The sequence below is a fragment of the Mesorhizobium sp. XAP4 genome, assembly GCF_029269325.1.
Lineage (GTDB): Bacteria > Pseudomonadota > Alphaproteobacteria > Rhizobiales > Rhizobiaceae > Mesorhizobium > Mesorhizobium ciceri.
Genome location: NZ_JARIXW010000001.1, coordinates 1622525 through 1647830, shown reverse-complemented (window position 1 = coordinate 1647830; position 25306 = coordinate 1622525). Strand labels below are relative to the sequence as shown.

The 25306-nt window shown below is 61.6% G+C and carries 28 protein-coding genes; 24 read left to right on the top strand and 4 right to left on the bottom strand.

What is annotated here, in order from left to right; all coding sequences use genetic code 11:
• The first annotated feature begins 166 nt into the window (after nucleotides 1-166).
• Together P3C39_RS08335 and P3C39_RS08330 are read left to right on the top strand one after the other, a co-directional pair.
• Nucleotides 167-688 carry a single-stranded DNA-binding protein gene (locus P3C39_RS08335; protein WP_024503512.1) on the top strand — a complete coding sequence of 174 codons (522 nt, stop codon included), beginning with the start codon at nucleotides 167-169 and terminating at the stop codon, nucleotides 686-688.
• 135 nt (nucleotides 689-823) lie between these two features.
• A complete protein-coding gene (locus tag P3C39_RS08330) occupies nucleotides 824-1249 on the top strand; it encodes an OsmC family protein (RefSeq protein WP_275953099.1) in 426 nt (141 codons plus the stop codon).
• Between the two features lie 33 nt (nucleotides 1250-1282).
• On the opposite strand, the gene P3C39_RS08325 is transcribed toward P3C39_RS08330, so the two are convergent.
• Both P3C39_RS08325 and P3C39_RS08320 read right to left on the bottom strand, forming a co-directional pair.
• A complete protein-coding gene (locus P3C39_RS08325) occupies nucleotides 1283-1912 on the bottom strand; it encodes a MarC family protein (RefSeq protein WP_013531832.1) in 630 nt (209 codons plus the stop codon).
• A 160-nt stretch (nucleotides 1913-2072) separates the two neighbouring features.
• Nucleotides 2073-2603, bottom strand: coding sequence for a hypothetical protein (locus P3C39_RS08320; RefSeq protein WP_275953098.1), 531 nt, complete (start codon nucleotides 2601-2603; stop codon nucleotides 2073-2075).
• 86 nt (nucleotides 2604-2689) lie between these two features.
• Here P3C39_RS08320 and P3C39_RS08315 point away from each other — a divergent pair, with 86 nt between their 5' ends.
• Together P3C39_RS08315 and gyrA are read left to right on the top strand one after the other, a co-directional pair.
• Nucleotides 2690-3514 (top strand): AraC family transcriptional regulator, encoded by an 825-nt coding sequence (locus P3C39_RS08315; RefSeq protein WP_275953097.1) that lies wholly within the window; start codon nucleotides 2690-2692, stop codon nucleotides 3512-3514.
• A gap of 220 nt (nucleotides 3515-3734) precedes the next feature.
• Complete coding sequence (gene gyrA, locus P3C39_RS08310; RefSeq protein ID WP_275953096.1) at nucleotides 3735-6536, top strand: DNA gyrase subunit A; 2802 nt, start codon at nucleotides 3735-3737, stop codon at nucleotides 6534-6536.
• A 69-nt stretch (nucleotides 6537-6605) separates the two neighbouring features.
• Here gyrA and P3C39_RS08305 read toward each other — a convergent pair whose 3' ends face one another.
• Nucleotides 6606-6758 (bottom strand): hypothetical protein, encoded by a 153-nt coding sequence (locus P3C39_RS08305; protein WP_081714296.1) that lies wholly within the window; start codon nucleotides 6756-6758, stop codon nucleotides 6606-6608.
• A gap of 322 nt (nucleotides 6759-7080) precedes the next feature.
• Between P3C39_RS08305 and coaD the strand changes: the two genes are divergently transcribed.
• The 7 genes from coaD to tgt all read left to right on the top strand — a co-directional run bounded on the left by coaD (nucleotide 7081) and on the right by tgt (nucleotide 11670).
• A complete protein-coding gene (coaD, locus tag P3C39_RS08300; RefSeq protein ID WP_275953095.1) occupies nucleotides 7081-7581 on the top strand; it encodes a pantetheine-phosphate adenylyltransferase in 501 nt (166 codons plus the stop codon).
• Nucleotides 7582-7690: 109 nt separating this feature from the next.
• Entirely contained in the window at nucleotides 7691-8185 is a 495-nt protein-coding gene (locus P3C39_RS08295; protein WP_244506973.1) for a peptidylprolyl isomerase, read from the top strand.
• Nucleotides 8186-8225: 40 nt separating this feature from the next.
• Entirely contained in the window at nucleotides 8226-8738 is a 513-nt protein-coding gene (locus tag P3C39_RS08290) for a peptidylprolyl isomerase (protein WP_013531825.1), read from the top strand.
• Nucleotides 8739-8750: 12 nt separating this feature from the next.
• Nucleotides 8751-9200, top strand: coding sequence for a DMT family transporter (locus P3C39_RS08285; RefSeq protein WP_013531824.1), 450 nt, complete (start codon nucleotides 8751-8753; stop codon nucleotides 9198-9200).
• Nucleotides 9200-10288: a tRNA preQ1(34) S-adenosylmethionine ribosyltransferase-isomerase QueA gene (gene queA, locus P3C39_RS08280; protein ID WP_275953094.1), complete on the top strand. Its 1089-nt coding sequence runs from the start codon at nucleotides 9200-9202 to the stop codon at nucleotides 10286-10288. Before P3C39_RS08285 ends, queA begins: the two co-directional genes overlap by 1 nt.
• Nucleotides 10278-10547 (top strand): hypothetical protein, encoded by a 270-nt coding sequence (locus tag P3C39_RS08275; protein ID WP_013531822.1) that lies wholly within the window; start codon nucleotides 10278-10280, stop codon nucleotides 10545-10547. The genes queA and P3C39_RS08275 overlap by 11 nt, the downstream gene beginning before the upstream one ends.
• Nucleotides 10540-11670 carry a tRNA guanosine(34) transglycosylase Tgt gene (tgt, locus tag P3C39_RS08270; protein WP_024503503.1) on the top strand — a complete coding sequence of 377 codons (1131 nt, stop codon included), beginning with the start codon at nucleotides 10540-10542 and terminating at the stop codon, nucleotides 11668-11670. Before P3C39_RS08275 ends, tgt begins: the two co-directional genes overlap by 8 nt.
• Before the next feature lie 4 nt (nucleotides 11671-11674).
• On the opposite strand, the gene P3C39_RS08265 is transcribed toward tgt, so the two are convergent.
• Nucleotides 11675-12094, bottom strand: coding sequence for a DUF4864 domain-containing protein (locus P3C39_RS08265; RefSeq protein WP_013531820.1), 420 nt, complete (start codon nucleotides 12092-12094; stop codon nucleotides 11675-11677).
• Nucleotides 12095-12358: 264 nt separating this feature from the next.
• Between P3C39_RS08265 and P3C39_RS08260 the strand changes: the two genes are divergently transcribed.
• From P3C39_RS08260 to P3C39_RS08200, 13 genes are all read left to right on the top strand, one after another.
• Entirely contained in the window at nucleotides 12359-12595 is a 237-nt protein-coding gene (locus tag P3C39_RS08260) for an Lrp/AsnC family transcriptional regulator (protein WP_010909609.1), read from the top strand.
• A 171-nt stretch (nucleotides 12596-12766) separates the two neighbouring features.
• A complete protein-coding gene (locus P3C39_RS08255; RefSeq protein WP_024503502.1) occupies nucleotides 12767-14179 on the top strand; it encodes a circularly permuted type 2 ATP-grasp protein in 1413 nt (470 codons plus the stop codon).
• Nucleotides 14180-14312: 133 nt separating this feature from the next.
• Nucleotides 14313-15254, top strand: a complete 942-nt coding sequence (locus P3C39_RS08250; protein ID WP_024503501.1) for an alpha-E domain-containing protein — start codon at nucleotides 14313-14315, stop codon at nucleotides 15252-15254.
• Between the two features lie 85 nt (nucleotides 15255-15339).
• Complete coding sequence (locus tag P3C39_RS08245; RefSeq protein ID WP_063172085.1) at nucleotides 15340-16134, top strand: transglutaminase family protein; 795 nt, start codon at nucleotides 15340-15342, stop codon at nucleotides 16132-16134.
• Nucleotides 16135-16267: 133 nt separating this feature from the next.
• A complete protein-coding gene (locus P3C39_RS08240; protein ID WP_013531816.1) occupies nucleotides 16268-16999 on the top strand; it encodes a peptidase in 732 nt (243 codons plus the stop codon).
• Between the two features lie 100 nt (nucleotides 17000-17099).
• The gene (locus P3C39_RS08235; RefSeq protein WP_275953092.1) at nucleotides 17100-18509 is read left to right on the top strand and encodes an aspartate aminotransferase family protein; all 1410 of its coding nucleotides are present in this window, start codon (nucleotides 17100-17102) and stop codon (nucleotides 18507-18509) included.
• 78 nt (nucleotides 18510-18587) lie between these two features.
• A complete protein-coding gene (locus P3C39_RS08230; protein ID WP_013531814.1) occupies nucleotides 18588-19355 on the top strand; it encodes a DeoR/GlpR family DNA-binding transcription regulator in 768 nt (255 codons plus the stop codon).
• Between the two features lie 126 nt (nucleotides 19356-19481).
• On the top strand, nucleotides 19482-21008 hold the full coding sequence (gene glpD / locus P3C39_RS08225; protein WP_013531813.1) for a glycerol-3-phosphate dehydrogenase: 1527 nt from the start codon (nucleotides 19482-19484) through the stop codon (nucleotides 21006-21008).
• Between the two features lie 42 nt (nucleotides 21009-21050).
• The gene (locus P3C39_RS08220; RefSeq protein ID WP_064995842.1) at nucleotides 21051-22130 is read left to right on the top strand and encodes an ABC transporter ATP-binding protein; all 1080 of its coding nucleotides are present in this window, start codon (nucleotides 21051-21053) and stop codon (nucleotides 22128-22130) included.
• 10 nt (nucleotides 22131-22140) lie between these two features.
• Complete coding sequence (locus P3C39_RS08215; protein ID WP_013531811.1) at nucleotides 22141-23208, top strand: ABC transporter ATP-binding protein; 1068 nt, start codon at nucleotides 22141-22143, stop codon at nucleotides 23206-23208.
• Entirely contained in the window at nucleotides 23209-24075 is an 867-nt protein-coding gene (locus tag P3C39_RS08210; protein ID WP_013531810.1) for a sugar ABC transporter permease, read from the top strand.
• A 1-nt stretch (nucleotide 24076) separates the two neighbouring features.
• Complete coding sequence (locus tag P3C39_RS08205) at nucleotides 24077-24991, top strand: carbohydrate ABC transporter permease (RefSeq protein ID WP_013531809.1); 915 nt, start codon at nucleotides 24077-24079, stop codon at nucleotides 24989-24991.
• 2 nt (nucleotides 24992-24993) lie between these two features.
• Complete coding sequence (locus P3C39_RS08200) at nucleotides 24994-25281, top strand: DUF2160 domain-containing protein (protein WP_275953091.1); 288 nt, start codon at nucleotides 24994-24996, stop codon at nucleotides 25279-25281.
• The last annotated feature ends 25 nt before the right edge of the window (nucleotides 25282-25306 follow it).

Genomic DNA, 25306 nt, shown 5'->3' with positions numbered 1-25306 from the left:
ACACTACATCTTGCTGACAAACATTGACAGAACGTCATCTGCACCATAGAACGAACAGGGAACAAAAACCTTGTGGGTAAAGGCAGCCACGGCAAGCGGCTGACGCCTGCAGCCTGTAAGGTGCTGCGACAAAAAAATTTGTCTCGGATGAGCGCGGAGAAATATCATGGCGGGTAGCGTCAACAAGGTCATTTTGGTCGGCAACCTCGGCGCGGATCCCGAAATCCGTCGCCTCAACTCGGGCGAGCCGGTCGTCAACATTCGCATTGCGACGTCGGAAAGCTGGCGTGACAAGAATTCCGGCGAGCGCAAGGAAAAGACCGAATGGCACAACGTCGTCATCTTCAATGAGGGCATCGCCAAGGTGGCGGAGCAGTATTTGAAGAAGGGCATGAAGGTCTATGTAGAGGGCCAGCTGCAGACGCGCAAATGGCAGGACCAGACCGGCGCCGACAAGTACACGACGGAAGTCGTGCTGCAGAAATTCCGCGGTGAGCTGCAGATGCTCGACGCGCGCGGGCAGGGTGAAGGCGGCCAAGTCGGCGGCTATGCCGGTGGCGGCAGCAGCCGTGGTTCCGATTTCGGCCAGTCCAGCCCGAGCGAAGGCTTCAATCGCGGTGGTGGCGGTGCCAAGAGCGGCGGCGGTGGCGGTTCGTCGCGCGAACTGGACGACGAAATCCCGTTCTGATCGCAACAGCAGATGTTGTTTTTGGCTTAAGTCAAACATTGCGCCCCGAGAGTCCCTCATGGACTTTCGGGGTTTTGCATTGTCGAACTGAACGCCGACATGGCGATCAACGAAATATGGCGAAGGACGAGTTCGATGAAAGCACGCGTAAAATGGGTCGAGGAACGCACCTTCGTCGGCGAGTCCGGTAGCGGCCACAAACTGGTGCTGGGAACCGTGCCCGGACCGGAAGGCAGGACGCCGGGACCGAGCCCGATGGAGCTGGTGCTGATCGGCACCGGCGGCTGTTCGGCCTATGATGTCGTGCACATCCTCGAAAAGGGGCGCGAGGCGGTCGAGGACTGCGTCGTCGAGCTCGAGGCCGACCGGGCGGAAACCGAACCCAGAGTGTTCACCCGCATTCATATGCATTTCGTCGTCAAGGGCAGGCAACTCTCCAGCGACAAGGTGAAACGCGCGATCGACCTTTCGATCGAAAAATATTGCTCGGCCTCCGCGATGCTTGCCAAGACCGCCACGATTACCCACGATTTCGAGGTCGTCGACACGACGGCGAGATAGAGCCGGCTTCGAGATTCTCGCCGCGTCAGCCTGTCAGCCCGCTATCAGCGCCTTGATGCCGTCGGCGACGAATTGCACGGCCAGTGCTGCCAGGATGACGCCGAGCAGGCGGGTCAGGATCGAGCGGCCGGTCTGGCCGAGGATGCGGTCTATGCGTTCCGACAGCACGAACACCAGATAGGTGATGGCAAGGCAGACGAAGATGATGCCGACCAGCGCCGCCTGCGCCGCAAAGCCTTGAAAGGAACCTGAGAGCAGCACAGTTGCCGAAATGGCGCCGGGACCCGCGATCAGCGGGATTGCCAGCGGGAAGGCGGCGATGTTGTGGATCATGTCCTTGGTGATGGCGACGTCGCCGATCTTCTCCTTGCGGTCCTGCCGGCGCTCGAACACCATTTCGAAGGCGATGAAGAACAGCAGGAAGCCGCCGGCGACGCGGAAAGCCGGCAGCGTGATGCCGAACACCGACAGGATCGAGGCGCCTGCAACCGCAAACAGCGCCATCACCAGGAAACCGATGATCGACGCGCGGACGGAAACCTGCTGACGCTCCTCGCGATTCATGCCGCGCGTCACGGCGAGGAACAGCGGCGCCAGGCCGGGCGGATCGATGGTCACGAGAATGGTGACGAAGGCGTTGAACAGGCTGTCGAAACTCGGCATCTCTGACCCTCCCGCCGGGCCGTGCCCGTACCAGGATAATTGGTAGAGCAAAGCCCGTTCGGTGGGAACTGTTCGTGAGAAAGTGGTTGATGCCGGCGGGACAGCGGAGGGCGCAAAGGGTCGCGACGCCTTTATTCCGGGCTGCTGCATTCTTCGGCGATCAAACCGCTCGGCGCGCCAGGAACTCGACCTCCAGCCGCCATGTCGCGCCATTGTCGTGCGAGCGCTCGCCCAGCCATCGGAAAGAGTTTTCGGTGATGCGTGAAAAGCCCCAGCGTACTGAGCTGCCGGTGCCGTCGGCGCCCACTTGCACGATCGTGTCACCCTCGGCGCGGCCGAGCTGGCGGCTGAAATACTGGTTGGGCGGGTCGCTCCAGAAGATGTGCCAGGCATCCGCGCCGGGATCATAGACGCGCAGCGTCGTGCCATAAAAAGTCCATTTGCCGAGCGAGGGCTGGGAACCAGTGTCCCGCGCGGGCAGGATCCAGACGTCCTGGATCGCCCGGCCTTCCAGTACCCAGCCGAAATGCACCTCGCCACGCCCTGTCAGCACCGTGCCGTCCTCGAGGTGGCGCGAGGCGTCGAAAGTCCAGGCGCCGACGAAGCGGCCGTAAAGGCTCAGTTTTTCGGCAAGGCCTTCGATCGGTCCAGGGCTATGCAGGGCATCGGCAAACGAAGATTGATCGAACATGGTTGTGGCCTCTTCTTGTCAGGAGACTGGGAGGGAATAGGCGGTTACGAGGTTCTGGGCTTGGGAAAAATTGCTATATTCCGGTCATGACAGCGACCACGCATACGCTCGCATCCGGACCCGGCTGGCATGTGGCGGATGTGATCTGCACGGCTAGCGCCGGCGACCGGCCGTTCGAGGAAGCGCATCAGGATTTCTGTGTCGCCGCGGTCACTAGCGGCACGTTTCGCTACCGTGCCCAGCAAGGCACGGCGATGCTGGCGCCTGGCGCGCTCCTGCTCGGCAATCCCGGCACATGTTACGAATGCGGGCACGAGCATGGCAGCGGCGACCGTTGCCTCTCGTTCCATTTCCGGCCGTCCTACATGGAACGGATCGCGGCTGGCGTGCCGGGCGCCAGGAAGCTGGCCTTCGAGGCGGCGCGCCTGCTGCCTTTGCCGGTCCTGGCGCCACTCCTGGCCGAGGCGGAAACCGCTCGCGAGATGGCCGACATCGACGCTTTCGAGGAACTTTCCCTGCGCATGGCCGGTGCTGCCGTAGCTACAGCCTCCGGCGCTACGCATGTCAGGCGCGCGCCGAGCCGCCGCGATCAAAAACGGGTTGCCGAAGCTGTGCGGCGCATCGAACTCGATGCAGACGGGCCGATCTCGCTTTCAGCACTTGCCGATGAGACGGCGACCAGTCCGTATCATTTCCTGCGCATCTTCCGACAGGTCGCGGGCATGACGCCCTACCAATTCCTGCTCAAGACGCGATTGCACAGGGCTGCGGTGCGGCTGCGCATGTCTGACAATGCGGTCTCTGCGATAGCCTTCGAGGTCGGCTTCAACGATCTGTCGACCTTCAATCGTCGTTTTCGGCGGATCATGGGGCAGACGCCAAGCCAGTATCGCAGCCGCCCTGGCGCATAGGTCGTTTCTGCTTGGTGAATCGGCCCGGTGCACCGCAAGGCAGACACGCAGGCTTTTGCGTCAGGGCGGTGAAAACCGCCTTGGCCATATCGTCGCAATCATCGGTATCCATTTGAAATTACCATCAAAAATGACACTGGAAAAGTGCCGTGAAGGTTGGAGTTTCGGGCTTGCTTCCTATATAAGCACCAAGTGATTCCTGATTAGATTGTGATCCGATTTGACCGACCAGAAGACACCGCGCGGCGCCGACGGCGGCCCCACCGGCATCGAGCCGATATCCATCGTCGAGGAGATGCAGCGCTCCTATCTCGATTACGCCATGAGCGTGATCGTCAGCCGTGCGCTGCCGGACGTGCGCGACGGCCTGAAGCCGGTGCATCGCCGCATTCTCTTCGCCGCCCATGAGAGCGGCTACCATTGGAACCGCAAATATGTGAAGTCGGCGCGTCCTGTCGCCGACGTGATGGGTAAATACCATCCGCATGGCGATGCTTCCATCTATGACGCCTTGGTGCGCATGGCGCAGGACTGGTCGTTGCGCGTTCCGTTGATCGACGGGCAGGGCAATTTCGGCTCCATCGACGGCGATCCGCCTGCGGCGATGCGCTACACGGAAGCGCGGCTGACCAAGGTCGCGCACGAGCTCCTGGAGGATATCGACAAGGATACCGTCGATTTCCAGGACACGTATGATGCTTCCGGCAGCGAACCCAAGGTTCTGCCGGCACGTTTTCCCAACCTTCTGGTCAATGGCTCGGGCGGCATCGCCGTCGGCATGGCGACCAACATCCCGCCGCACAATCTCGGTGAAGTCTGCAATGGCGCCATCGCCATCATCGACAATCCGGCGATCGACCTGCCGGCGCTGATGGAGATCATTCCTGGCCCTGATTTTCCGACCGGTGGCATCGTGCTTGGCCGTTCGGGCATCTACAGCGCCTATTCGACCGGCCGCGGCTCCATCGTCATGCGCGGGCGCGTCAACATCGAACAGCGCGGCAACGACCGCGAGTCCATCATCATCACCGAAGTTCCCTACCAGGTGAACAAGTCGTCGATGATCGAGAAGATGGCTGAGCTGGTGCGCGACAAGCGCATCGAGGGCATTTCCGATATCCGCGACGAGAGCGACCGCCAGGGCTACCGGGTCGTCATCGAGCTGAAGCGCGACGCCGTTGCCGACGTCATCCTCAATCAGCTCTACCGCTTCACGCCGCTGCAGACCTCTTTCGGCGCCAATATGGTGGCGCTGAATGGCGGCAAGCCGGAAGTGATGAACCTGACCGATATGCTGAAGGCTTTCGTCGCCTTCCGCGAGGAGGTGATCACAAGGCGGACGAAGTTCCTGCTGCGCAAGGCGCGCGATCGCGCCCATGTGCTGGTCGGTCTCGCTATCGCAGTCGCCAACATCGACGAAGTCATCAAGCTGATCCGCACCGCGCCGGATCCGCAGACGGCGCGTGAGCAGTTGATGGAGCGGCGCTGGCCCTCTGGCGACGTGGAATCTCTGATCCTCCTGATCGATGACCCACGCCACCGGATCAACGAGGACGGTACCTACAATCTGTCCGAGGAGCAGGCGCGCGCCATCCTCGAGCTGCGCCTGCAGCGCCTGACCGCGCTCGGCCGCGACGAGATCGCCGACGAGTTGAACACGATCGGCGCCGAAATCATCGATTATCTGGACATTTTGTCTTCCCGCGCGCGCGTCCAGCAGATCGTCAAGGACGAGCTTGCCGCCGTGCGCGACGAGTTCGGCACGCCGCGCCGCACCGAGCTTACCGACGGCGGTTCGGACATGGAAGACGAGGATCTGATCCAGCGCGAAGACATGGTCGTGACGGTGAGCCATTCCGGCTACATCAAGCGCGTGCCGCTGTCGCTCTACCGGGCGCAGCGCCGCGGCGGCAAAGGCCGCTCCGGCATGTCGACCAAGGAAGAGGATTTCGTCACCCGGCTGTTCGTCGCCAACACCCATACGCCGGTGCTGTTCTTCTCCTCGCGCGGCATCGTCTACAAGGAAAAGGTCTGGCGGCTGCCGATCGGCAATCCGCAGTCACGCGGCAAGGCGCTGATCAACATGCTGCCGCTGGAGCAGGGCGAGCGCATCACCACCATCATGCCGCTGCCCGAGGACGAGGCCAGCTGGGGCGAACTCTACGTCATGTTCGCCACCACGCGTGGCACCGTGCGCCGCAACGATCTATCCGACTTCGTCCAGGTCAACCGCAACGGCAAGATCGCCATGAAGCTGGAGGAAGAAGGCGACGAGATCCTCGGCGTCGAAACCTGCACCGACAACGACGACGTGCTGCTGACCGCCAGTTCCGGCCAGTGCATACGCTTCTCCGTCGGCGACGTGCGCGTCTTCCAGAGCCGCAATTCGGTCGGTGTGCGAGGCATAACCATGGCCGAGACCGACCGCATCATCTCGATGTCGGTGATCGAGCATGTCGATGCTTCGCCGGCGGAACGCGCCGCTTACCTGAAGCGCGCGGCGGCGGAGCGGCGGCTTGCCACGGAAACGGCCGGAGAAGAGGAAGAGATCGCGCTGACCAATGAGGAGATCGGCGAGGAGACAGAGCTTTCCGACAGCCGATACGAAGAACTCAAGGCGCACGAACAGTACGTGCTGACGGTGACCGAATTCGGCTACGGCAAGCGTTCGTCGTCCTATGATTTCCGGCTGACCGGACGCGGCGGCAAGGGCATCCGCGCCACCGACGTGTCGAAGGCGGCCGAGATTGGCAGGCTGGTGGCGACCTTCCCGGTCGGCAATGACGACCAGATCATGCTGGTGTCGGACGGCGGCACCGTCATCCGGGTGCCGGTCAACGGTATTCGTTTCGCCAGCCGCGCCACCAAGGGCGTGACCATCTTCAACACGGCTGAAGGCGAAAAGGTGGTTTCGGTCGAGCGAATCTCTGAACCGCAAGCGGACGAAGAAAGCGAAGAGACCGTCGAGGGCGGTGCCGATGCCGCTGCGGCGTCTGACGCCGGTCCGGAGGGTGCGGACTAAGTCCGGCACCCAGGTTTTGACATGGCAACGCCGGCCAGCTGGCCGGCGCGGCAGCAAGTTCAGGCTTTATCAGTAGTGGCGATATGGCTTACGCGGGCCGAAGCCTTCGAAGCGCTTGGTGTTTGCCTTGACGCGGATGCGTTGTGCCTCCTGATGCAGCCCAAATACGGTGGCGATCAGCATGGCGACGGTCATTGCGGTGGCGAGCATGTAGATCAGCATGTGCGTGTTCTCCTGCGCCTAACAACGGATAGATGGGATTTTGGTTTCATCTAATTAAGGTGCAACCTAGTGAACGCTGCGTGAAGGCTTCGTGATCAGCGTGTTCATCTGTCGTTCATGTGCCGGAAAAGGTTCACGGCCGGCGCGCCGATCGGATTTGCCTTTGCGAGAGAGGCTCGCTAGAGCCTGTTCCATCTTGATGGACGGAAGATGGAACAGGCTCTAGCTTTCATTTGAGCATGATCTCTAGGACAAACGAAAAACCGTTTGTCCGCAAAAACCGGTTTCCACTTTTTGGGATCATGCATTAGAAGCACCTGCCATGACCGAACGCATCGCCCTCTATGCCGGCTCCTTCGACCCGCTGACCAACGGCCATCTCGATGTGCTGAAGGCATCGCTGGCCGTGGCCGACATCGTCTACGCGGCGATCGGCCTCCATCCGGGCAAGCAGCCGCTGTTTTCCTTCGAGGAGCGGGTGAAGCTGATCGAGACGGCGACGAAGACGGAATTCGGCAGCGATGGTGCCCGTATCAAGGTCGTCGCCTTCGACGGGCTGGTCATCGACGCCGCCAGGAAGCACGGCGCCTCGATCATGATCCGCGGCCTGCGCGACGGCACCGACCTCGACTATGAGATGCAGATGGCCGGCATGAACGAGACTATGGCACCTGAGTTGCAGACGGTTTTTCTGCCCGCCAGCCCGTCCGTGCGCACCATTACCGCCACACTTGTCCGCCAGATTGCCTCTATGGGAGGCAACATCCGCCCCTTCGTGCCGGCGGCGGTTGCCGGTGCGCTCACCGCCAAATTCGCGAAATAAGATTCCGGAGATAGATATGCAGCTGAAAAAGCTCGCCTCGTTCCTCGTTGTGCTTGCCGGCCTTGTGACCGCATCGGTCTCGGCCTTCGCCGCCGACCCGGAAAACACCATGATCATCACGCTGAAGGACGGAGACGTCACCATTGCGCTTCGGCCCGATCTGGCGCCAAAGCATGTCGAGCAGATCAAGAAGCTAGTGCGCCAAGGCGCCTATGACAACGTCGCCTTCCACCGCGTCATAGACGGCTTCATGGCGCAGACCGGCGACGTCAAGTTCGGCAATATGAAAAAAGGTTTCAGCGCCGAGGCCGTCGGCACTGGCGGTTCCGACCTGCCCGACCTGCCGGCCGAATTCTCGCAGACCGAACATTACAAGCGCGGCGTGGTCGGCATGGCCCGCTCGCAGGACCCCAATTCGGCCAATTCGCAGTTCTTCATCATGTTCGCTCCGGCACCGCCGCTCGACGGCCAGTACACCATCGTCGGCAATGTCGTCAGCGGCATGGAACTGGTGGATCACATCAAGAAGGGCGACCAGGCGGATAACGGCACGGTCTCCGACCCCGACCGGATGATCAAGGTGCGCATCGCCGCAGACAAGTAAAATTGCCAAATAACTCTGTTTTCTCAAAAGGATATCTGACATGGCCGAAATCAAGGACCGCGAGAACGCGCTCATCATGGAAACGACCAAGGGCACGGTCGTCATCGAACTTTTCCCCGACCTGGCGCCGGGCCACGTCTCCCGCATCAAGGAACTGGCTAGGGAAGGCGCCTATGACGGCGTGGTCTTCCACCGCGTCATCGAAGGCTTCATGGCCCAGACCGGCGACGTCAAGTTCGGCAATTCGAGCAAGCCTTCCTTCGCGCCGTCCCGCGCGGGCATGGGCGGCTCTGAGAAGCCGGACCTGAAGGCCGAATTTTCCAACGCCAACCATGGCCGCGGCACCTGCTCGATGGCCCGTTCGCAGAACCCGAACTCGGCCAATTCGCAGTTCTTCATCTGCTTCGACGATGCCGCCTTCCTCAACCGCCAGTACACGGTCTGGGGCCAGGTCATCGAAGGCATGGACAATGTCGACAAGATCAAGCGCGGCGAGCCGGTGCAGGATCCCGACAAGATCGTGTCGCTGAAGGTCGCGGCCGACGTCAAGTAAGGGCAAACGACAATGATGGGCGTCGTCTGGTCGCTTCTCGGCATCCTGTCCGGCGCCTTCATTGCCATTCAGGCGCCGATCAATTCGCAGCTGGCGCGCGGCCTGGGTCTCCCGGTCGCGGCGGCTGCGTTTTCGTTCCTGTCGGGCGCGATCGTGCTCGGCATCATCTCCGTTACGGTGGTGAAGCTGCAAGGCATCTCGCTCGACTGGAAAGCGCCGGCGCCCTGGCTGTTCGTGGCCGGCGGCATGCTCGGCGGTTTCTATGTCACGCTGTCGACGATCCTGACGCCACGCATAGGTGCTGCCGCGCTGATGGCGTTTCTGGTCGCCGGCCAGTTGCTGGCCGGCATGCTCATCGACCGCGTCGGCTTCCTCGGCGTCGCGGTGCGTGAAATCTCGCTGGGACGCGTTGCCGGCGCGGTGCTGCTCTTGGCCGGAGCGCTGCTCGTCCGGCTCTACTGATGCGCGTCGATCTCTTTGACTTCGACTTGCCGGAGGAGCGCATCGCGCTCCGCCCGGCGCAGCCGCGTGACAGCGCCAAGATGCTTCTGGTCAAGCCCGGCGAAGGGCTCGAGGACCGGACGGTTGGCGACCTGCCGTCCTTGCTCAGTGCCGGCGACGTGCTGGTGTTCAACGACACCAAGGTCATTCCGGCGCAACTCAAAGGCATAAGGCGGCGGGGCGAGGCGACGGCGCAGGTCGAAGCCACGCTGCATATGCGCATGGCGCCGGACCGCTGGCTGGCCTTCATGCGGCCGGGCAAGCGCATTGCCGCCGGCGACCGCATCCATTTCGGCCATGACGGCAATTCCTGTTTCCTCGGTCAGCTCGACGCCACGGTGATCGAGAAAGGCGAGGGCGGCGAGGCGCTGCTTGGCTTCGATCTGTCGGGGCCGTTCCTCGACGAGGCGCTGCACGCGGTAGGCCATATTCCGCTGCCACCCTATATCGCCTCGAAACGCGACGACGACGAACGCGACCGGGCCGATTACCAGACCATCTATGCAAGCGAGGAGGGCGCCGTCGCGGCTCCGACAGCGGGCCTGCATTTCACGCCGGAGCTTTTTGCAGCGCTTGACGCCAAAGGCGTCGAACGCCGCTTCGTCACCTTGCATGTCGGCGCCGGTACGTTCCTGCCGGTGAAGGCGGACGACACCGCCGACCACAAGATGCATGCCGAGACCGGGTCGGTCAGCGAAGCCACTGCGGACGCCCTGAATGCCGCAAGAGCAAGGGGCGGGCGCATCGTTGCTGTCGGCACGACCTCGCTGCGTCTGCTGGAGAGTGCGGCGCGTGAGGACGGTACTCTGGCTGCGTGGTCCGGCCCGACCGATATCTTCATCACGCCCGGCTACCGTTTTCGCACCGCCGACATGCTGATGACCAATTTCCATCTGCCGCGCTCGACGCTGTTCATGCTGGTTTCGGCCTTCAGTGGCCTCGACACGATGCGTGCGGCCTATGCCCATGCGATCGAGAACCGTTACAGATTCTATTCCTATGGCGACGCAAGCCTGCTTTTCCGAGCGGAGACGAGCGATGGACGATGATCTGCAAGCCTTTGACCGCGATGCGCTGATCGCGGAAGTGAAAAAACTGCGCGCCGGCATTCGCCAGCACCGCGATTCCACCGGCCATGAATTGTGCTGGCATCACCCCGATCTGTGGGACCTGCTGCCGGAAAAAACCGAACCATCGATCGCCGTGCCGCCCTGGCCAAAATTCATGCGCGGCTGCATCCACTACCGCCAGTCGCTCGACAAGCAGGCGCCGGACGCCCCGGTCCACGACAAGGAATTCAATGGCTAAGCAGTTCAGCTTCAAGGTTCTGGCAATCGACGGCAAGGCGCGGCGCGGCGTGATCGACATGCCGCGCGGCGAAATCCGCACGCCGGCCTTCATGCCGGTCGGCACCGGCGGTACCGTCAAGACGATGTATATGGACCAGGTGCGCGGCGTCGGCGCCGACATCATCCTTGGCAACACCTACCATCTGATGCTGCGGCCAGGCGCCGAGCGTGTGGCGCGGCTCGGCGGCTTGCATGAATTCGCCCGCTGGCCGCATCCGATCCTGACCGACAGTGGCGGCTTCCAGGTCATGTCGCTGTCGAAGCTGAGAAAGCTGACGGAAAAGGGCGTCACCTTCCGCTCGCATATCGATGGCGCCGCCTACGAGATGTCGCCGGAGCGGTCCATCGAGATCCAGGGACTGCTCGATTCCGATATCCAGATGCAGCTCGACGAATGCACGGCGCTGCCGGCCGAAATGAAGGAGATCGAGCGCGCCATGGAGCTGTCGCTGCGCTGGGCCGAGCGCTGCAAGACGGCGTTCGGCGACCAGCCGGGCAAGGCGATGTTCGGCATCGTGCAAGGCGGCGACAACGCAGCGCTGCGGGTGCGATCGGCGCAGGCGCTGAGCGCGATGGAGTTGAAGGGCTATGCGGTCGGCGGCCTGGCCGTCGGCGAACCGCAAGCGGTGATGCTCGAGATGCTCGACATCACCTGTCCGGAGCTGCCGGCGGACAAACCGCGCTATCTGATGGGCGTCGGCACGCCTGACGATATCCTGAAATCCGTGGCGCGCGGCATCGACATGTTCGACTGCGTGATGCCGACACGGGCCGGCCGCCACGGCCTCGCCTATACAAGGCGCGGCAAGGTCAATCTGCGCAACGCCCGCCATGCTGACGATCCGCGCCCACTGGACGAGGAAAGCGACTGCCCGGCCGCCCGGGACTACTCACGCGCTTATCTGCATCATCTGGTGCGCTCGCAGGAAGCGCTCGGCGCCATGCTTTTGACGTGGAACAACCTGTCCTACTACCAGAAACTGATGCAGGACATCCGCGCTGCGATCGAGGCTGGCACCTTCGAGGCGCGCGGCGCCGAAATCACCGAAGGCTGGGCGAGGGGCGATATCCCGTTGCTGTAAGGCCTCAAGTGCTGAGCGAATTCGAGGCGCGCAGGCTGCAGCCGGTGATCTGGAACGTGCCGTCGGGCTGCTGCTGCAGCGTATAGACCGCCTCGTAATCCTTGCCATCGGGGCCGACGATCAGCACCTGCTGGACGATCGAACCCGGACCGGTCTCCTCGACCTTGCCGAAGGAATAAGTCTGCGGCTTGCGCACCGGCGGATAGCCGTTGGTCACCATGTTCATGAAGGCATCGACGGTCGGGAAGATCCGCTTCACATTCGGGGCGGCGAAGCTGTAGGCGGTGGCGCCGTCATTGGCGATGAGGGCCTTTAGCTGACCGTCGATGACGGACTGGCCTGCCTTGATCTCGGCATCGCCGGCCAATGCCGACGACACCCAGAGGAATGGAACGACTGCGAATGCGAAAAAGGCGCGGCGCATGGCCTGTCTCCGTTGTCCCGCGAAACATCTTCCCTTGAAATGGTGCTGTCCGAAGACGCATCATAACATACGCTTGGCAGCGCATCGCGGTTTCAGCGATCGCGAATAATCGCTGGCGCTCGGCGGCAGGTTGCATGCTGGCGGAGAGCTGCGGCAGGTCGCAGCCCAGGCCTGGGCCGGCAGAGTACGGATTCCAGCGCTTGAAAGCCCGCCTCCAGTCTGCCAGAAGGGCCGCTGGACTTGGACGTTTAGCGGGACGAAGCCATGAAGGCGTTTTTCGTGCAGATCAAATGCGAGCTCGGCAAATCCTATGAGGTTGCCAGCGCGCTTGCCGATGCCGAGATCGCCTCGGAAATCTACTCCACCGCCGGCAACTACGATCTGCTCGCCAAATTCTATGTCGACGACGAGGAAGACGTCGGCCATTTCGTCAACGAAAAGGTGCAGATTCTCCCCGGCATCAAGGACACGTTCACCGTCGTCACGTTCCGTGCTTTCTAGCTGGTAAACGCATTTGCCCGGGCACGAGGCAAAGGCTGATCAAGGTCATATTTCAGCTGCCTCAATTTTAGGCAGGCGCAACATACTGATCGCCCGTACCTCCCAAATCACCGATTGCGCTTGATTTTCTCCGGCGACGCCAGTGAAATGGCGTCACAGGGGAGTATGCGATTGGCAGCGTTCGATGAAATGCTTCCGGAAGTCTCCGGATTGAGAAGACCGTATTCGGCGTATGATCGCTGGCTGAAGGAGCAGGATCCAGCCAGGCTGACCGAGAAGATGCAGGACGCTGAGCGCGTCTTCCGCAAGACCGGCATCACCTTCGCCGTCTATGGTGAGCAAGAAGCCTCCGAGCGGCTGATCCCGTTCGACATCGTTCCCCGCATCATTTCAGGCAATGAATGGCGGCGCCTCACGCAGGGCATCGAGCAGCGCGTGCAGGCGCTGAACGCCTTCCTCGACGACATCTATCATCGCCAGGAAATCCTGCGGGCAGGGCGCGTCCCCAGGGAATTGATCGCCAGGAATGAGGCATTCCTGCCGGAGATGATCGGGGTCAGGCCGCCGGCCGGCGTCTATACCCACATCATCGGCGTCGACATCGTCCGCATCTCGGAGGACGAGTTCTACGTGCTGGAGGACAATGCGCGCACGCCGTCCGGCGTCTCCTACATGCTGGAGAACCGCGAGACGATGATGCAGCTGTTCCCCGAACTGTTCCAGAAGATCAAGGTGCGGCCGGTGGAAAACTACCCGCAGCTTCTGCGTCAGTCGCTGGCGGCGGTGCGGCCGCAAAGCACCAAAGGTGCGCCGACCATTGCGGTGCTGACGCCCGGCAGCTTTAACTCCGCCTATTTCGAACACGCCTTCCTTGCCGACCAGATGGGCGTGCAGTTGGTCGAAGGCCAGGACCTGCGCGTGGTCGACGGCCATGTCGCGATGCGCACGACGGAAGGCTACAAGCAGATCGATGTGCTCTACCGCCGCGTCGATGATTCTTTCCTGGACCCGTTGACGTTCCGTCCGGATTCCGCACTTGGCATACCCGGCATCATGGATGTCTATCGCGCCGGCAACATCACCATCGCCAATGCGCCGGGCACCGGCATAGCCGACGACAAGGCGATCTATTCCTACATGCCCGAGATCATCGAGTTCTACACCGGTCGCAAGGCAATCCTGGGCAACATTCCGACCTGGCGCTGCTCGGAGCCCGACAGCCTGAAATACGTGCTCGAACACATCGACGAGCTGGTGATCAAGGAAGTGCACGGTTCCGGCGGCTACGGCATGCTGGTCGGGCCTGCGGCAACCAAGAAGGAATGCGAGACCTTCGCCAAGAAGTTGGCGGCCAAGCCATCGAATTATATTGCCCAGCCGACGCTGGCGCTGTCGACATGCCCGATCCTGACGGAAAAAGGGCTGGCGCCGCGCCACGTCGATCTCAGGCCCTATGTGCTGGTCTCCGACCGCATCCAGATCGTGCCTGGGGGCCTCACACGCGTCGCGTTGAAGGAAGGTTCGCTGGTTGTGAACTCGTCGCAGGGCGGCGGGACGAAAGATACTTGGGTGTTGGATGATTGAGACGAGTGAGTAAGGAATAGTCAGTAGTCAGTAGCGGAAATAGAGGGACAGGAAATGCCATATTTCATTGAGATTCAATTGCTTAATATTCACTACTCACTATTCGCTACTCACTAGCCCGAAGGGCCACTTCATGCTTTTAGGCCGCACCGCAAACGGGCTCTATTGGATGAACCGCTATATCGAGCGGGCGGAAAACATGGCGCGCTTGGTCGATGCCGGCCTGCGCATGGCGCTGACCCGCACCCAAAGCGCCTCGGAAGAGTGGAATTCGGTGCTGCTCAGCGCTGGTTCCGACGTCACCTTCAGCCAGAAATATTCCGACTATACCGCCGCCAATGTCGCCGACTTCCTGTTGCGCGACACGTCGAACCCATCGAGCACGATGTCGTCCATCGAGACAGCCCGCAACAATGCCCGCATGGTGCGCACCGCGCTGACGCGCGAGACCTGGGAAAGCATCAACGAAGCCTGGATGGCGCTGAAGCGGATGCTGGCCAAGCCGATCGACGAGCGCGACCTGCCAAGCGTGCTCGACGCCATCAAGCGCGAGACGGCGCTGATCCGCGGCTCGTTCTACGGCACCATGCTGCGCAACGAGATCTTCGACTTCTCGCAACTCGGCACTTACGTCGAGCGCGCCGACAACACGGCGCGCATCCTCGACGTGAAATATTATGTGCTGCTGCCGTCGATCTCCTGGGTTGGCTCGACGCTCGACAATTATCAGTGGGAATCGATCCTGCGTTCGGTCTCGGCGCATCGCTCCTATCGCTGGGTCTACGATGCTGATTACAAGCCGACCAACATTGCCGACTATCTGATCCTCAATGTCCGCATGCCGCGTTCGCTGATGTTCTGCTATCGCTTCCTGTCGGAGCATCTGAAATTCCTCGGCGACGATTACGGCGAGCGCCATGCCTGCCACGCAACGGCCGAGAAGACGCAGACAATGCTGAGAGCCGGGTCGATCAAGGATATCTTCGATACCGGGCTGCATGAATTCCTGGCCAATTTCATTCGCGACAACACCAAGCTGGGCGACGAAATCGCACAAGATTATCGGTTCAATTGAGCATGGTCCCGAAAGGTGGAGCCGGTTTTCTTAGACAAACGGAAACCGTTTGTCCGGAGATCGCGCTCACAAACGGAATAGAAGCATGCGGCTGAAGATTACCCACCGAACTGAGTACCGTTACGATACGCCGGTGCACTATCTGTTGCAGCGGCTGCGGCTGCTTCCGGTCAGCGGGTCGACGCAGACCGTTCTGTCCTGGGCTCTGGCGATCGAAGGCGCGCGCGAAGAGGTCCGCTTTGTCGACCATTTCGGCAACGACACAAGGCTGTTGAGCGTCGAGGGCGAGCGCGACTTCATCACGGTGGAGGCGTCGGGCGAAGTGGTGACGCGCGACACCGCGGGCGTCTCGGGGCCACACCAGGGCTTCACGCCGCTCTGGCTGTACAGCCATGAGACACCATTGACGGTGATCGGCAGCGGTATCCGCGAACTCGCCGCATCGGTTGGTAAGGGCAGCGACATCGAACGGCTGCACCGGCTGATGGCTGTCATCGGAGAGCGCGTCGCCTACACGCCCGGCACGACCAATGCGACGACGCCGGCGGAGGAAGCCTTGGCGCTCAAGACCGGGGTCTGCCAGGATCATACCCATATCTTTGCCGCCGCCGCCCGTGCCATGGGCTTTCCGGCCCGCTATGTCAGCGGCTATCTGATGCTGGATGCGACGGTCGAGCAGGCGGCCAGCCATGCCTGGGCCGAAGCGCATGTTTCGGGTCTCGGCTGGGTTGCCTTCGATGCCGCCAATGGCATCTCGCCCGACGAGCGCTATGTAAAGGTGGCGACGGGCCGCGATTACCGCGACGCCACGCCGGTGTCGGGAATTCGGCTGGGACAGGCGGAAGAACAGCTTGCGGTCACCGTCACGGTGGAGCAGTAATCCTCCGCAAGATTGCTGCCGAGCGATTCATCGTTTCAAGGAAACGCCGAACCGCTCTATCCCCTTGTTTTAACGCAATTCCGGACGGAAAACCGCTTCACACTTTTCCTGGAATTGCTCTAGAAGAGATTCCATGACCTATTGCGTTGGCCTGAAGATCGACCGCGGGCTCGTGTTCATGTCCGACACGCGCACCAATGCAGGCATGGATTCCATCTCCACCTTTCGCAAGATGCATGTCTGGGAAGAGCCGGGCGAACGCGTCATCGTTTTGATGTCGGCGGGCAATCTGGCGACGACGCAGGCCGTGGTCAGCCTGCTTGACGAGCGCACCAAGGCAATCTCCGAAAGACATTCCACACTGCTCGAAACGCCGTCGATGTACCAAACGGTCCGCATTGTTGGCGACACGGTCAAGGAGGTCATCGCCAATTCGTCACCCGCTGGCGAGAAGGCGGATTCCTATTTCAATGCGTCCTTCATCCTCGGCGGTCAGATCAAGGGCAGCGAGCCGCGCCTGTTCATGATCTATCCCGAAGGCAATTTCATCGAATCGACCGATGACACGCCGTTCTTCCAGATAGGCGAGACCAAATACGGCAAGCCGATCATCATCCGCGCCTACGAAAAGACGATGAGCCTCGCCGAGACGGTGAAGCTGCTTTTGGTGTCGTTCGATTCGACGTTGAAGTCGAACCTGTCTGTCGGCTTGCCGCTCGACCTGCTCTTCCTGGAGAAGGACGCTTTCAAGGTCGGATTGAAGAAGCGGATCGGCCAGGACGACCAGTATTACCGCACGATCTCCGATGGCTGGTCGAATGCGCTGAAGACGGCTTTTGCCAGCCTGCCGGATTTCCCTGGCTGAGGCGTGCGGCATCTCTTGCTGGTTGCATATATTTCACGCGTTAATTAATAAGAGACCAACCGCGACGGATGGTAGCGATGGATCATGTCGGGAGGACAGGATGAACAATGATGATTTCCGGCAATGGTCGCGGCGGGCCGCCGACTGGGGCGCTGACTATCGCAACAATCTGCGCGACCGCCCCGTGCGGCCACTGGTAGAACCCGGCGCCATTTCTAGAAACATCGAGGTTTCGCCGCCCGAAGACGCCGAACCGATGGACCGGATCTTCGCCGACTTCGAAGAGAAGATCCTGCCGGGAATGACGCATTGGCAGCATCCTCGCTTCTTCGCCTATTTCCCGGCCAATGCGGCGCCGGTTTCGGTGGTGGCGGAATATCTGGTTTCGGCGATGGCCGCGCAATGCATGCTGTGGCAGACGTCGCCGGCGGCGACCGAACTCGAAACGCGCACCGTCGACTGGATGCGCCAGGCGCTCGGTCTGCCGGAAGGCTTCTCGGGCGTAATCCAGGATTCAGCCTCATCGGCGACGTTGGCCGCGGTGCTGACCATGCGCGAACGGGCACTCGACTGGCAAGGCAACAAACAGGGCCTGGCAGGGCAGGCGCGGCTGCGCATCTACTCCTCCGACCAGGTGCACACTTCGATCGACCGGGCGATCTGGGTGTCCGGCATCGGCGAGGACAATCTCGTGCGCATTCCCGTCAGCGGCCGCTTTCGCGCCATGGACACGGCCGTGCTCGAGGCGGCAATCGTCGCCGACCGGGAAGCCGGCATGCTGCCGGCGGGCATCATCGCTTGCGTCGGCGGCACCAGCACTGGCGGCACCGACGACATTGCTGCGGTTGCCGAGGTGGCACGGCGGCATGGGCTTTATCTCCATGTCGATGCCGCCTGGGCGGGATCGGCGATGATCTGTCCGGAATATCGGCATTTCTGGACAGGCGTCGAAGGCGCCGATTCGATCGTTTTCAATCCGCACAAATGGCTGGGTGCTCAGTTCGACTGCTCGATCCAGTTCCTGCGCGACCCTGAAAGCCATGTCAGGACGCTGGCCATCAAGCCGGATTATCTGAAGACGCACGGTCATGACGGCATCATCAACTATTCCGAATGGTCGGTACCGCTCGGCAGGCGATTTCGCGCGTTGAAATTATGGTTCCTGCTGCGCGCCCATGGCCTGGAACGCCTGCGCACGATGATCCGCAATCATGTCGCGTGGAGCGAAGGGCTGGCGGCGCGGCTGGCAAGGGAGCCGGATTTCGAGATCGTCAGCGAACCGATGCTGTCGTTGTTCTCGTTCCGGCACAAGACCGCAACCGACGGGGACGAGCACAATCTGCGCCTTGTCAATGCGATCAACGACGATGGCCGCATCTACCTGACGCAGACGAAGGTTGATGGACTGATCGCAATCCGGTTCCAGGTCGGACAGTTCGAGGCGACCGCCGCCGATGTCGAAACGGCTTTTGTGGTGATTACTGAAATCGCACGTGGCCTGGGTCGCTGATTTCGTTAGCCGGCTTCTGCCTTTTCATCGGTTTCGTTTTCGACTATAGACAAGAAAAACGAAAACGGGAGGTTGCCCATGTATCTGTCGCCGCGCCATGCCGAGATTATCCAGATGGCCAAGGATCACGGCCGCGTGCTGGTCGATGATCTGGCCAACCACTTCAATGTGACGCCGCAGACCATACGCAAGGACCTCAACGATTTGTGCGACCAGCGGCTGCTCTCGCGCATCCATGGCGGCGCGCTGTACCCCTCCGGCATCGAGAACATGGAGTATGAGGCGAGACGCAAGATTGCCGCCGACGAGAAGGAGGCGATCGGCCGTGCGGCAGCCAGGCTGATCCCCGACAACGCCTCGCTGTTCATCAACATCGGCACCACGACCGAGTCGGTCAGCAAGGCGTTGCTCGATCACAACGGTCTCATGGTCATCACCAATAACATCAATGTTGCCAATAGGATGCGGATATATCCGTCGATCGAAGTGGTGATCGCCGGTGGTGTCGTGCGCGGTTCCGATGGCGGTGTGGTCGGCGAGGCGGCGGTCGATTTCATCAGGCAGTTCAAGGTCGATTACGCGGTGATCGGCGCATCCGCCATCGACCATGACGGCGCCTTGCTCGACTTCGATTTTCGCGAGGTCAAGGTGGCGCAGGCGATCATCGCCAATGCAAGGCATGTCATCCTGGTTTCCGACCAGACCAAATTCGAGCGAACCGCACCGGTGCGCATCGGCCATCTGTCGCAGGTCAACACCTTCATCACCGACCGCTGCGACATCCCCTCGGTGCGCAAGATCTGCCAGGAGGCCGAGGTTCAGCTGATCGAGACGTCGCTCGCCTAGGCGGTTTTCAGCTGATATCACGCGCCCGTGATATTTCGTTTGACATTCGTTATCATTTCGAAATAATTCCGACACGGTTTCGTAAAAGCCCAAAAATGGTGCAATGCGAAATCGCTGGAGGAATTTGTGGACGCATCTCCGATCCGTGACATTTTCGTCATAGGCGGCGGCATCAATGGCTGCGGTATCGCCCGCGACGCCGTCGGGCGTGGCTTTTCCGTCTTTCTCGCCGAGATGAACGACCTCGCCAGCGGGACCTCCTCGGGCTCGACCAAATTGATCCATGGCGGCCTGCGCTACCTCGAATTCTACGAATTCCGCCTGGTGCGCGAAGCGCTGATGGAGCGCGAGGTTCTTTGGAAGAACGCGCCGCACATCATCTGGCCGATGCGCTTCGTGCTGCCCTATGCCAAGGGCCTGCGCCCGGCCTGGCTGATCAGGCTCGGTCTCTTCCTCTACGACCACATTGGCGGGCGCAAATTGCTGCCGGCGACCCGGACGCTGGACATGGCCAGGGATCCGGCCGGCAAGCCTTTGAAGCCGCTATTCAAGAAGGCCTTCGAATATTCGGATGGCTGGGTCAATGATGCGCGGCTGGTGGCGCTGAATGCACGTGATGCGGCCGACCGCGGCGCAACGGTCCGCACCCGCACGAAAGTGACCGGCGCGCGCCGCGAAAACGGCTTGTGGACGGTCCAGGTCGAGGATCTGCAGACCGGCGAGACCGAGGAGATCAAGGCGCGCCTGCTGGTCAATGCCGCCGGCCCCTGGGTCGATCATGTGCTTTCCGGCGTCGTCGGCCTCAACGATGTGCACAATGTCCGCCTCGTGCAGGGCAGCCACATCGTCATCGCCAGGAAGTTCGACGATCCGCGCGCCTATTTCTTCCAGAACAGGGATGGTCGCATCATCTTCGCCATTCCCTACGAAGAAGAGTTCACCCTGATCGGCACCACGGACCAGGATTACCCCGGCGATCCGCATGACGTGAGGATCAGCGACACCGAGATCGACTACCTCTGCGCCGCGGCAAGCGAATATTTCGCTGAAGCCGTCAAGCGTTCGGACATCGTCTGGACCTATTCGGCCGTCCGTCCGCTCTATGATGACGGAGCCTCCAAGGCGCAGGAAGCGACGCGCGACTATGTGCTCAAGGCCGATGGCGGCGAGGGTGCCGCCCCGATCGTCAACGCCTTCGGCGGCAAGATCACCACCTATCGCCGGCTGTCGGAATCGATGCTGGAAAAGATCGAGGGTTTTCTGGGTAAACGCGGCAAGCCGTGGACGGCAAACGCGCCGTTGCCGGGCGGCGATTTCCCGGCCACCGGTTTCGATGCCGAAGTGGCGAAACTGAAGACTGCCTATCCGTTCCTCGACGCGCGCCTGGCTCGCCGGCTGACCCGGCTCTATGGCACCCGCGCAAGGATGCTGCTGGGGCTGGCCAAATCGAACGTCGATCTCGGCCGCAACTTCGGCGCCGATCTCTACGAGGCCGAGGTGCGCTATCTCGTTCAAAACGAATGGGCCGTCACATCGGAAGATGTATTGTGGCGCCGTACCAAGCGCGGTCTGCATCTCAGCCGCGAGCAGGTGGCGGCTCTCGATGAATTCATGCACGGCATAAGCCGGCGCCATGTCGCGGCTGCCGAATGAAGAGGGGTTTGAGCTGATGCGGAAGGCCTGGGAGGAGGCGTCATGCTGGAACTGAGAAACGTCACCAAGACGGTCGGTGCTGTCGCGCATATAAGCGATGTGTCGCTGACGCTCCAGCACGGCTCGCTCAATGTCCTGCTCGGACCGACGCTTTCGGGCAAGACCAGCCTGATGCGGCTGATGGCCGGCCTCGACGTGCCAACCTCCGGTTCGATCTGGTTCGACGGCCAGAATGTCACCGGCGTGCCGGTGCAGAAGCGCAAGATCGCCATGGTCTACCAGCAGTTCATCAACTATCCGGCGATGACCGTCTACGAGAACATCGCCTCGCCGCTCAGGGTGGCGGGAACCGATCAGGCGAAGATCGACAAGGAAGTGCGCCATGCCGCAGCACTTCTCAAGCTGACGCCCTATCTCGACCGCACGCCGCTGAGCCTGTCCGGTGGCCAGCAGCAGCGCACCGCACTGGCGCGCGCCATCGTCAAGAACGCCAGCCTGGTGCTGCTCGACGAACCGCTCGCCAATCTCGACTACAAATTGCGCGAGGAACTGCGCGCCGAATTGCCCAGGATCTTCGCCGCCGCCGGCACCATCTTCGTCTACGCCACGACCGAGCCGCACGAAGCGCTGCTGCTCGGCGGCAACACGGCGACGCTTTCCGAAGGGCGCATCACCCAGTTCGGACCGACCATCGACGTGTTCCGCAAACCGGTCGATCTGGTGACGGCCAAGACTTTCGCCGACCCGCCGCTCAACACCATCGTGCTGGCCAAGAAAGGTGGGGATTTCCTGCTCGAAGGTGGGGTCAAACTGCCGGTGCCCGCCGATCTCGCCGGCATTGCCGATGCCATGTACACGGTCGGTTTTCAGCCGCATCACCTGTCGCTCGATCGGCCCAATGCCACCGCTGTGCCGGTGCGCGCCAAGGTGACGATCACCGAAATCACCGGCTCGGAAAGCTTCATCCATCTCGATTTCGCGGATGCACGCTGGGTGATGCTGAGCCACGGCATCCGCGACTTCGAACCCGACGCCGAGATCGAGGTGTTCATCGATCCGCGCCACATCATGGTCTTCGACGAGCACGGCCGTGCCGTGGCCGCGCCGAAGCTGGCGGCTTGAGGGGAAAGATATGGCACGCATAGACGTCAACCATGTCAGGCATTCCTATCTGCCGAACCCTCGGAAGGATGCCGATTTCGCGCTCAGGGAAGTGCACCACACCTTCGAGGACGGCGGCGCCTATGCGCTGCTCGGGCCATCGGGCTGCGGCAAGACCACGCTGCTCAACATCATTTCGGGATTGCTGCACCCGTCGCACGGTCAGTTGCTGTTCAACGGCAAGGACGTGACCAATTTGTCGACGCAGGAGCGCAATATCGCGCAGGTGTTCCAGTTCCCGGTCATCTACGACACCATGACCGTCTACGACAATCTGGCCTTCCCGCTGCGCAATCGCGGCGTGCCGGAAGCCGATGTCGACCGCAAGGTGCGCGAGACGCTGGAGATGATCGACCTGGCGTCCTGGGCGAAGAAGAAGGCGAGGGGCCTGACCGCCGACCAGAAGCAGAAGATCTCGCTCGGCCGCGGGCTGGTGCGCTCCGACGTCAACGCCATCCTGTTCGACGAGCCGCTGACCGTCATCGACCCGCATATGAAATGGGTGCTGCGCTCGCAGCTGAAGCAGCTGCACCGCCGCTTCGGCTACACCATGGTCTATGTGACCCACGACCAGACCGAGGCGCTGACCTTCGCCGACCAGGTCGTGGTCATGTATGACGGCGGCATCGTCCAGATCGGCACGCCGGCCGAACTGTTCGAACGGCCACGCCATACCTTTGTCGGTTATTTCATCGGCTCGCCCGGCATGAACGTCATGCCGGTGGCCATCGACGGCAAGACGGCGACGCTCGGCTCGCAGCGCATCGAACTGCCGGGCGCGCCAAAAGCGGGCAGCGGCGCCATCGAACTCGGCATCCGTCCCGAATATGTCCGGCTTGGCCGCGACGGCATGGCCGTGCAGGTGAGCAAGGTCGAGGATCTCGGCCGCCACAAGGTGGTCCGCGCCAAGCTCGAAGGCCGCGAGATTGCGGCCGTCATCGGCGAGGACGAGACCGTGCCGGCCGATCCGAAGGTGCGGTTCGAGCCGGCCGGCATCAACATCTATGCCGATTCCTGGCGCGTCGAGATGGGGGCATAGATGGAAAAGACCTGGAACAACAAGGCCTGGTTCCTGGTGCTGCCGGTGCTGGTGCTGGTGGCGTTCTCGGCGGTCATCCCGCTGATGACCGTCGTCAACTATTCGGTGCAGGACACGTTCGGCAACAACGTCTTCTTCTGGGCCGGCACCGAGTGGTTCGAGGAACTGCTGTCTTCCAGCCGCTTCTGGGAAGCGATGGTCCGCAACCTGATCTTCTCCTTCATCATCCTGGCGATCGAAGTGCCGCTCGGCATCTTCATTGCGCTCAACATGCCGAAAAAGGGCTGGGGCGTGCCGGTCTGCCTGGTCCTGATGGCGCTGCCGCTGCTGATTCCGTGGAACGTCGTCGGCACCATCTGGCAGGTCTTCGGCCGCAACGACATCGGCCTGCTCGGCTACTACGTCAACGCGCTCGGCATCGACTACAACTATGTGCAGGACCCGTTCGATGCCTGGGTCACCGTCATCATCATGGATGTCTGGCACTGGACCAGCCTCGTCGTGCTGCTCTGCTATGCCGGCCTGGTCTCCATTCCGGATGCCTTCTATCAGGCGGCCAAGATCGATGGCGCCTCGCGCTGGGCGGTGTTCCGCTACATCCAGCTGCCGAAGATGAACAGGGTGCTGCTGATCGCCGTGCTGCTTCGCTTCATGGACTCATTCATGATATATACCGAACCCTTCGTGGTGACCGGCGGCGGTCCCGGCAACTCGACGACATTCCTGTCGATCGACCTCGTCAAGACCGCGCTCGGCCAGTTCGACCTCGGTCCGGCCGCAGCCATGTCGCTGGTCTACTTCCTCATCGTCCTTCTGCTGTCATGGGTCTTCTACACCGTGATGACCAACTACGACGCGGAGCGCTGAGATGACCGGCGCCAACGAAAGAGCCGATAGAGTGAGCGAGACCACAGCAGCGGGCAAACTGGCGAGCACACTGTCGCAGGATCAGGTCGCCCGGCTGATGCGCAAACGCGGCGAGGAATCGCGCTGGTGGTGGATCGTGCCGACGATCTACATCGTCGTGCTTTTGCTGCCGATCTACTGGCTCATCAACATGAGCTTCAAGACCAATGCCGAGATCGTCTCCTCGCTGACGCTCTATCCGCACCAGCCGACGCTCGCCAACTACGTCACCATCTTCACCGACGCCTCCTGGTACTCGGGCTACATCAACTCGATCACCTATGTGGTGATGAATATGGTGATTTCGGTGGCTGCCGCGCTGCCGGCAGCCTACGCCTTCTCGCGCTACCGCTTCCTCGGCGACAAGCACCTGTTCTTCTGGCTGCTGACCAACCGCATGGCGCCGCCGGCGGTGTTCGCGCTGCCGTTCTTCCAGCTCTATTCGGCCTTCGGCCTGATCGACACGCACATTGCGGTGGCGCTGGCGCACTGCCTGTTCAACGTGCCGCTGGCGGTGTGGATCCTCGAAGGCTTCATGTCGGGTGTGCCGAAGGAAATCGACGAAACCGCCTATATCGACGGCTATTCGTTCCCGCGCTTCTTCGTCAGAATCTTCATGCCCCTGATCGCCAGCGGCATCGGCGTGGCCTGCTTCTTCTGCTTCATGTTCTCGTGGGTGGAACTGCTTATCGCCCGTACGCTGACCACCACCGACGCCAAGCCGATCGCCGCCACCATGACCCGCACGGTTTCGGCCGCTGGCATGGACTGGGGTCTGCTCGCCGCCGCCGGTGTGCTGACGTTGATCCCCGGCGCGCTCGTCATCTGGTTTGTGCGCAATTATATCGCCAAGGGCTTCGCCCTGGGGAGGGTTTGACGATGAATTTCGACCTCACCTGGATGGCGTGGACGTGGCCGACGGCGGCCTTTTTCGGGACCATCCTTCTGCTGCTGTGCGGCATGGCGGCGTGGGAATGCGCCTCGCCGGGCGGCAATCCGCGCGTCGGCGTGCTGCGCTTCGAGACAACGCGCGGCGACCGTCTTTTCCTGTCGCTGCTTGGCAGCGCCTTTATCCATCTCGCTTGGTTGGGTCTTGTCGGATCCAACCTGTGGTGGGCTCTCGCTCTCTCCGTGGTCTACGCCATTGGCGTGTTCCGCTACGTATAGAGGGGGAAACTGTTGGAGCGACCGC

Bases quoted from the DNA above. Each gene is read 5' to 3' on its own strand.
- P3C39_RS08335 (WP_024503512.1), top strand. From the start codon at position 167: ATGGCGGGTAGCGTCAACAAGGTCATTTTGGTCGGCAACCTCGGCGCG.
- P3C39_RS08330 (WP_275953099.1), top strand. From the start codon at position 824: ATGAAAGCACGCGTAAAATGGGTCGAGGAACGCACCTTCGTCGGCGAG.
- P3C39_RS08325 (WP_013531832.1), bottom strand. From the start codon at position 1,912: ATGCCGAGTTTCGACAGCCTGTTCAACGCCTTCGTCACCATTCTCGTG.
- P3C39_RS08320 (WP_275953098.1), bottom strand. From the start codon at position 2,603: ATGTTCGATCAATCTTCGTTTGCCGATGCCCTGCATAGCCCTGGACCG.
- P3C39_RS08315 (WP_275953097.1), top strand. From the start codon at position 2,690: ATGACAGCGACCACGCATACGCTCGCATCCGGACCCGGCTGGCATGTG.
- P3C39_RS08305 (WP_081714296.1), bottom strand. From the start codon at position 6,758: ATGCTGATCTACATGCTCGCCACCGCAATGACCGTCGCCATGCTGATC.
- coaD (WP_275953095.1), top strand. From the start codon at position 7,081: ATGACCGAACGCATCGCCCTCTATGCCGGCTCCTTCGACCCGCTGACC.
- P3C39_RS08295 (WP_244506973.1), top strand. From the start codon at position 7,691: ATGATCATCACGCTGAAGGACGGAGACGTCACCATTGCGCTTCGGCCC.
- P3C39_RS08290 (WP_013531825.1), top strand. From the start codon at position 8,226: ATGGCCGAAATCAAGGACCGCGAGAACGCGCTCATCATGGAAACGACC.
- P3C39_RS08285 (WP_013531824.1), top strand. From the start codon at position 8,751: ATGATGGGCGTCGTCTGGTCGCTTCTCGGCATCCTGTCCGGCGCCTTC.
- queA (WP_275953094.1), top strand. From the start codon at position 9,200: ATGCGCGTCGATCTCTTTGACTTCGACTTGCCGGAGGAGCGCATCGCG.
- P3C39_RS08275 (WP_013531822.1), top strand. From the start codon at position 10,278: ATGGACGATGATCTGCAAGCCTTTGACCGCGATGCGCTGATCGCGGAA.
- tgt (WP_024503503.1), top strand. From the start codon at position 10,540: ATGGCTAAGCAGTTCAGCTTCAAGGTTCTGGCAATCGACGGCAAGGCG.
- P3C39_RS08265 (WP_013531820.1), bottom strand. From the start codon at position 12,094: ATGCGCCGCGCCTTTTTCGCATTCGCAGTCGTTCCATTCCTCTGGGTG.
- P3C39_RS08260 (WP_010909609.1), top strand. From the start codon at position 12,359: ATGAAGGCGTTTTTCGTGCAGATCAAATGCGAGCTCGGCAAATCCTAT.
- P3C39_RS08250 (WP_024503501.1), top strand. From the start codon at position 14,313: ATGCTTTTAGGCCGCACCGCAAACGGGCTCTATTGGATGAACCGCTAT.
- P3C39_RS08245 (WP_063172085.1), top strand. From the start codon at position 15,340: ATGCGGCTGAAGATTACCCACCGAACTGAGTACCGTTACGATACGCCG.
- P3C39_RS08240 (WP_013531816.1), top strand. From the start codon at position 16,268: ATGACCTATTGCGTTGGCCTGAAGATCGACCGCGGGCTCGTGTTCATG.
- P3C39_RS08235 (WP_275953092.1), top strand. From the start codon at position 17,100: ATGAACAATGATGATTTCCGGCAATGGTCGCGGCGGGCCGCCGACTGG.
- P3C39_RS08230 (WP_013531814.1), top strand. From the start codon at position 18,588: ATGTATCTGTCGCCGCGCCATGCCGAGATTATCCAGATGGCCAAGGAT.
- P3C39_RS08220 (WP_064995842.1), top strand. From the start codon at position 21,051: ATGCTGGAACTGAGAAACGTCACCAAGACGGTCGGTGCTGTCGCGCAT.
- P3C39_RS08215 (WP_013531811.1), top strand. From the start codon at position 22,141: ATGGCACGCATAGACGTCAACCATGTCAGGCATTCCTATCTGCCGAAC.
- P3C39_RS08210 (WP_013531810.1), top strand. From the start codon at position 23,209: ATGGAAAAGACCTGGAACAACAAGGCCTGGTTCCTGGTGCTGCCGGTG.
- P3C39_RS08205 (WP_013531809.1), top strand. From the start codon at position 24,077: ATGACCGGCGCCAACGAAAGAGCCGATAGAGTGAGCGAGACCACAGCA.
- P3C39_RS08200 (WP_275953091.1), top strand. From the start codon at position 24,994: ATGAATTTCGACCTCACCTGGATGGCGTGGACGTGGCCGACGGCGGCC.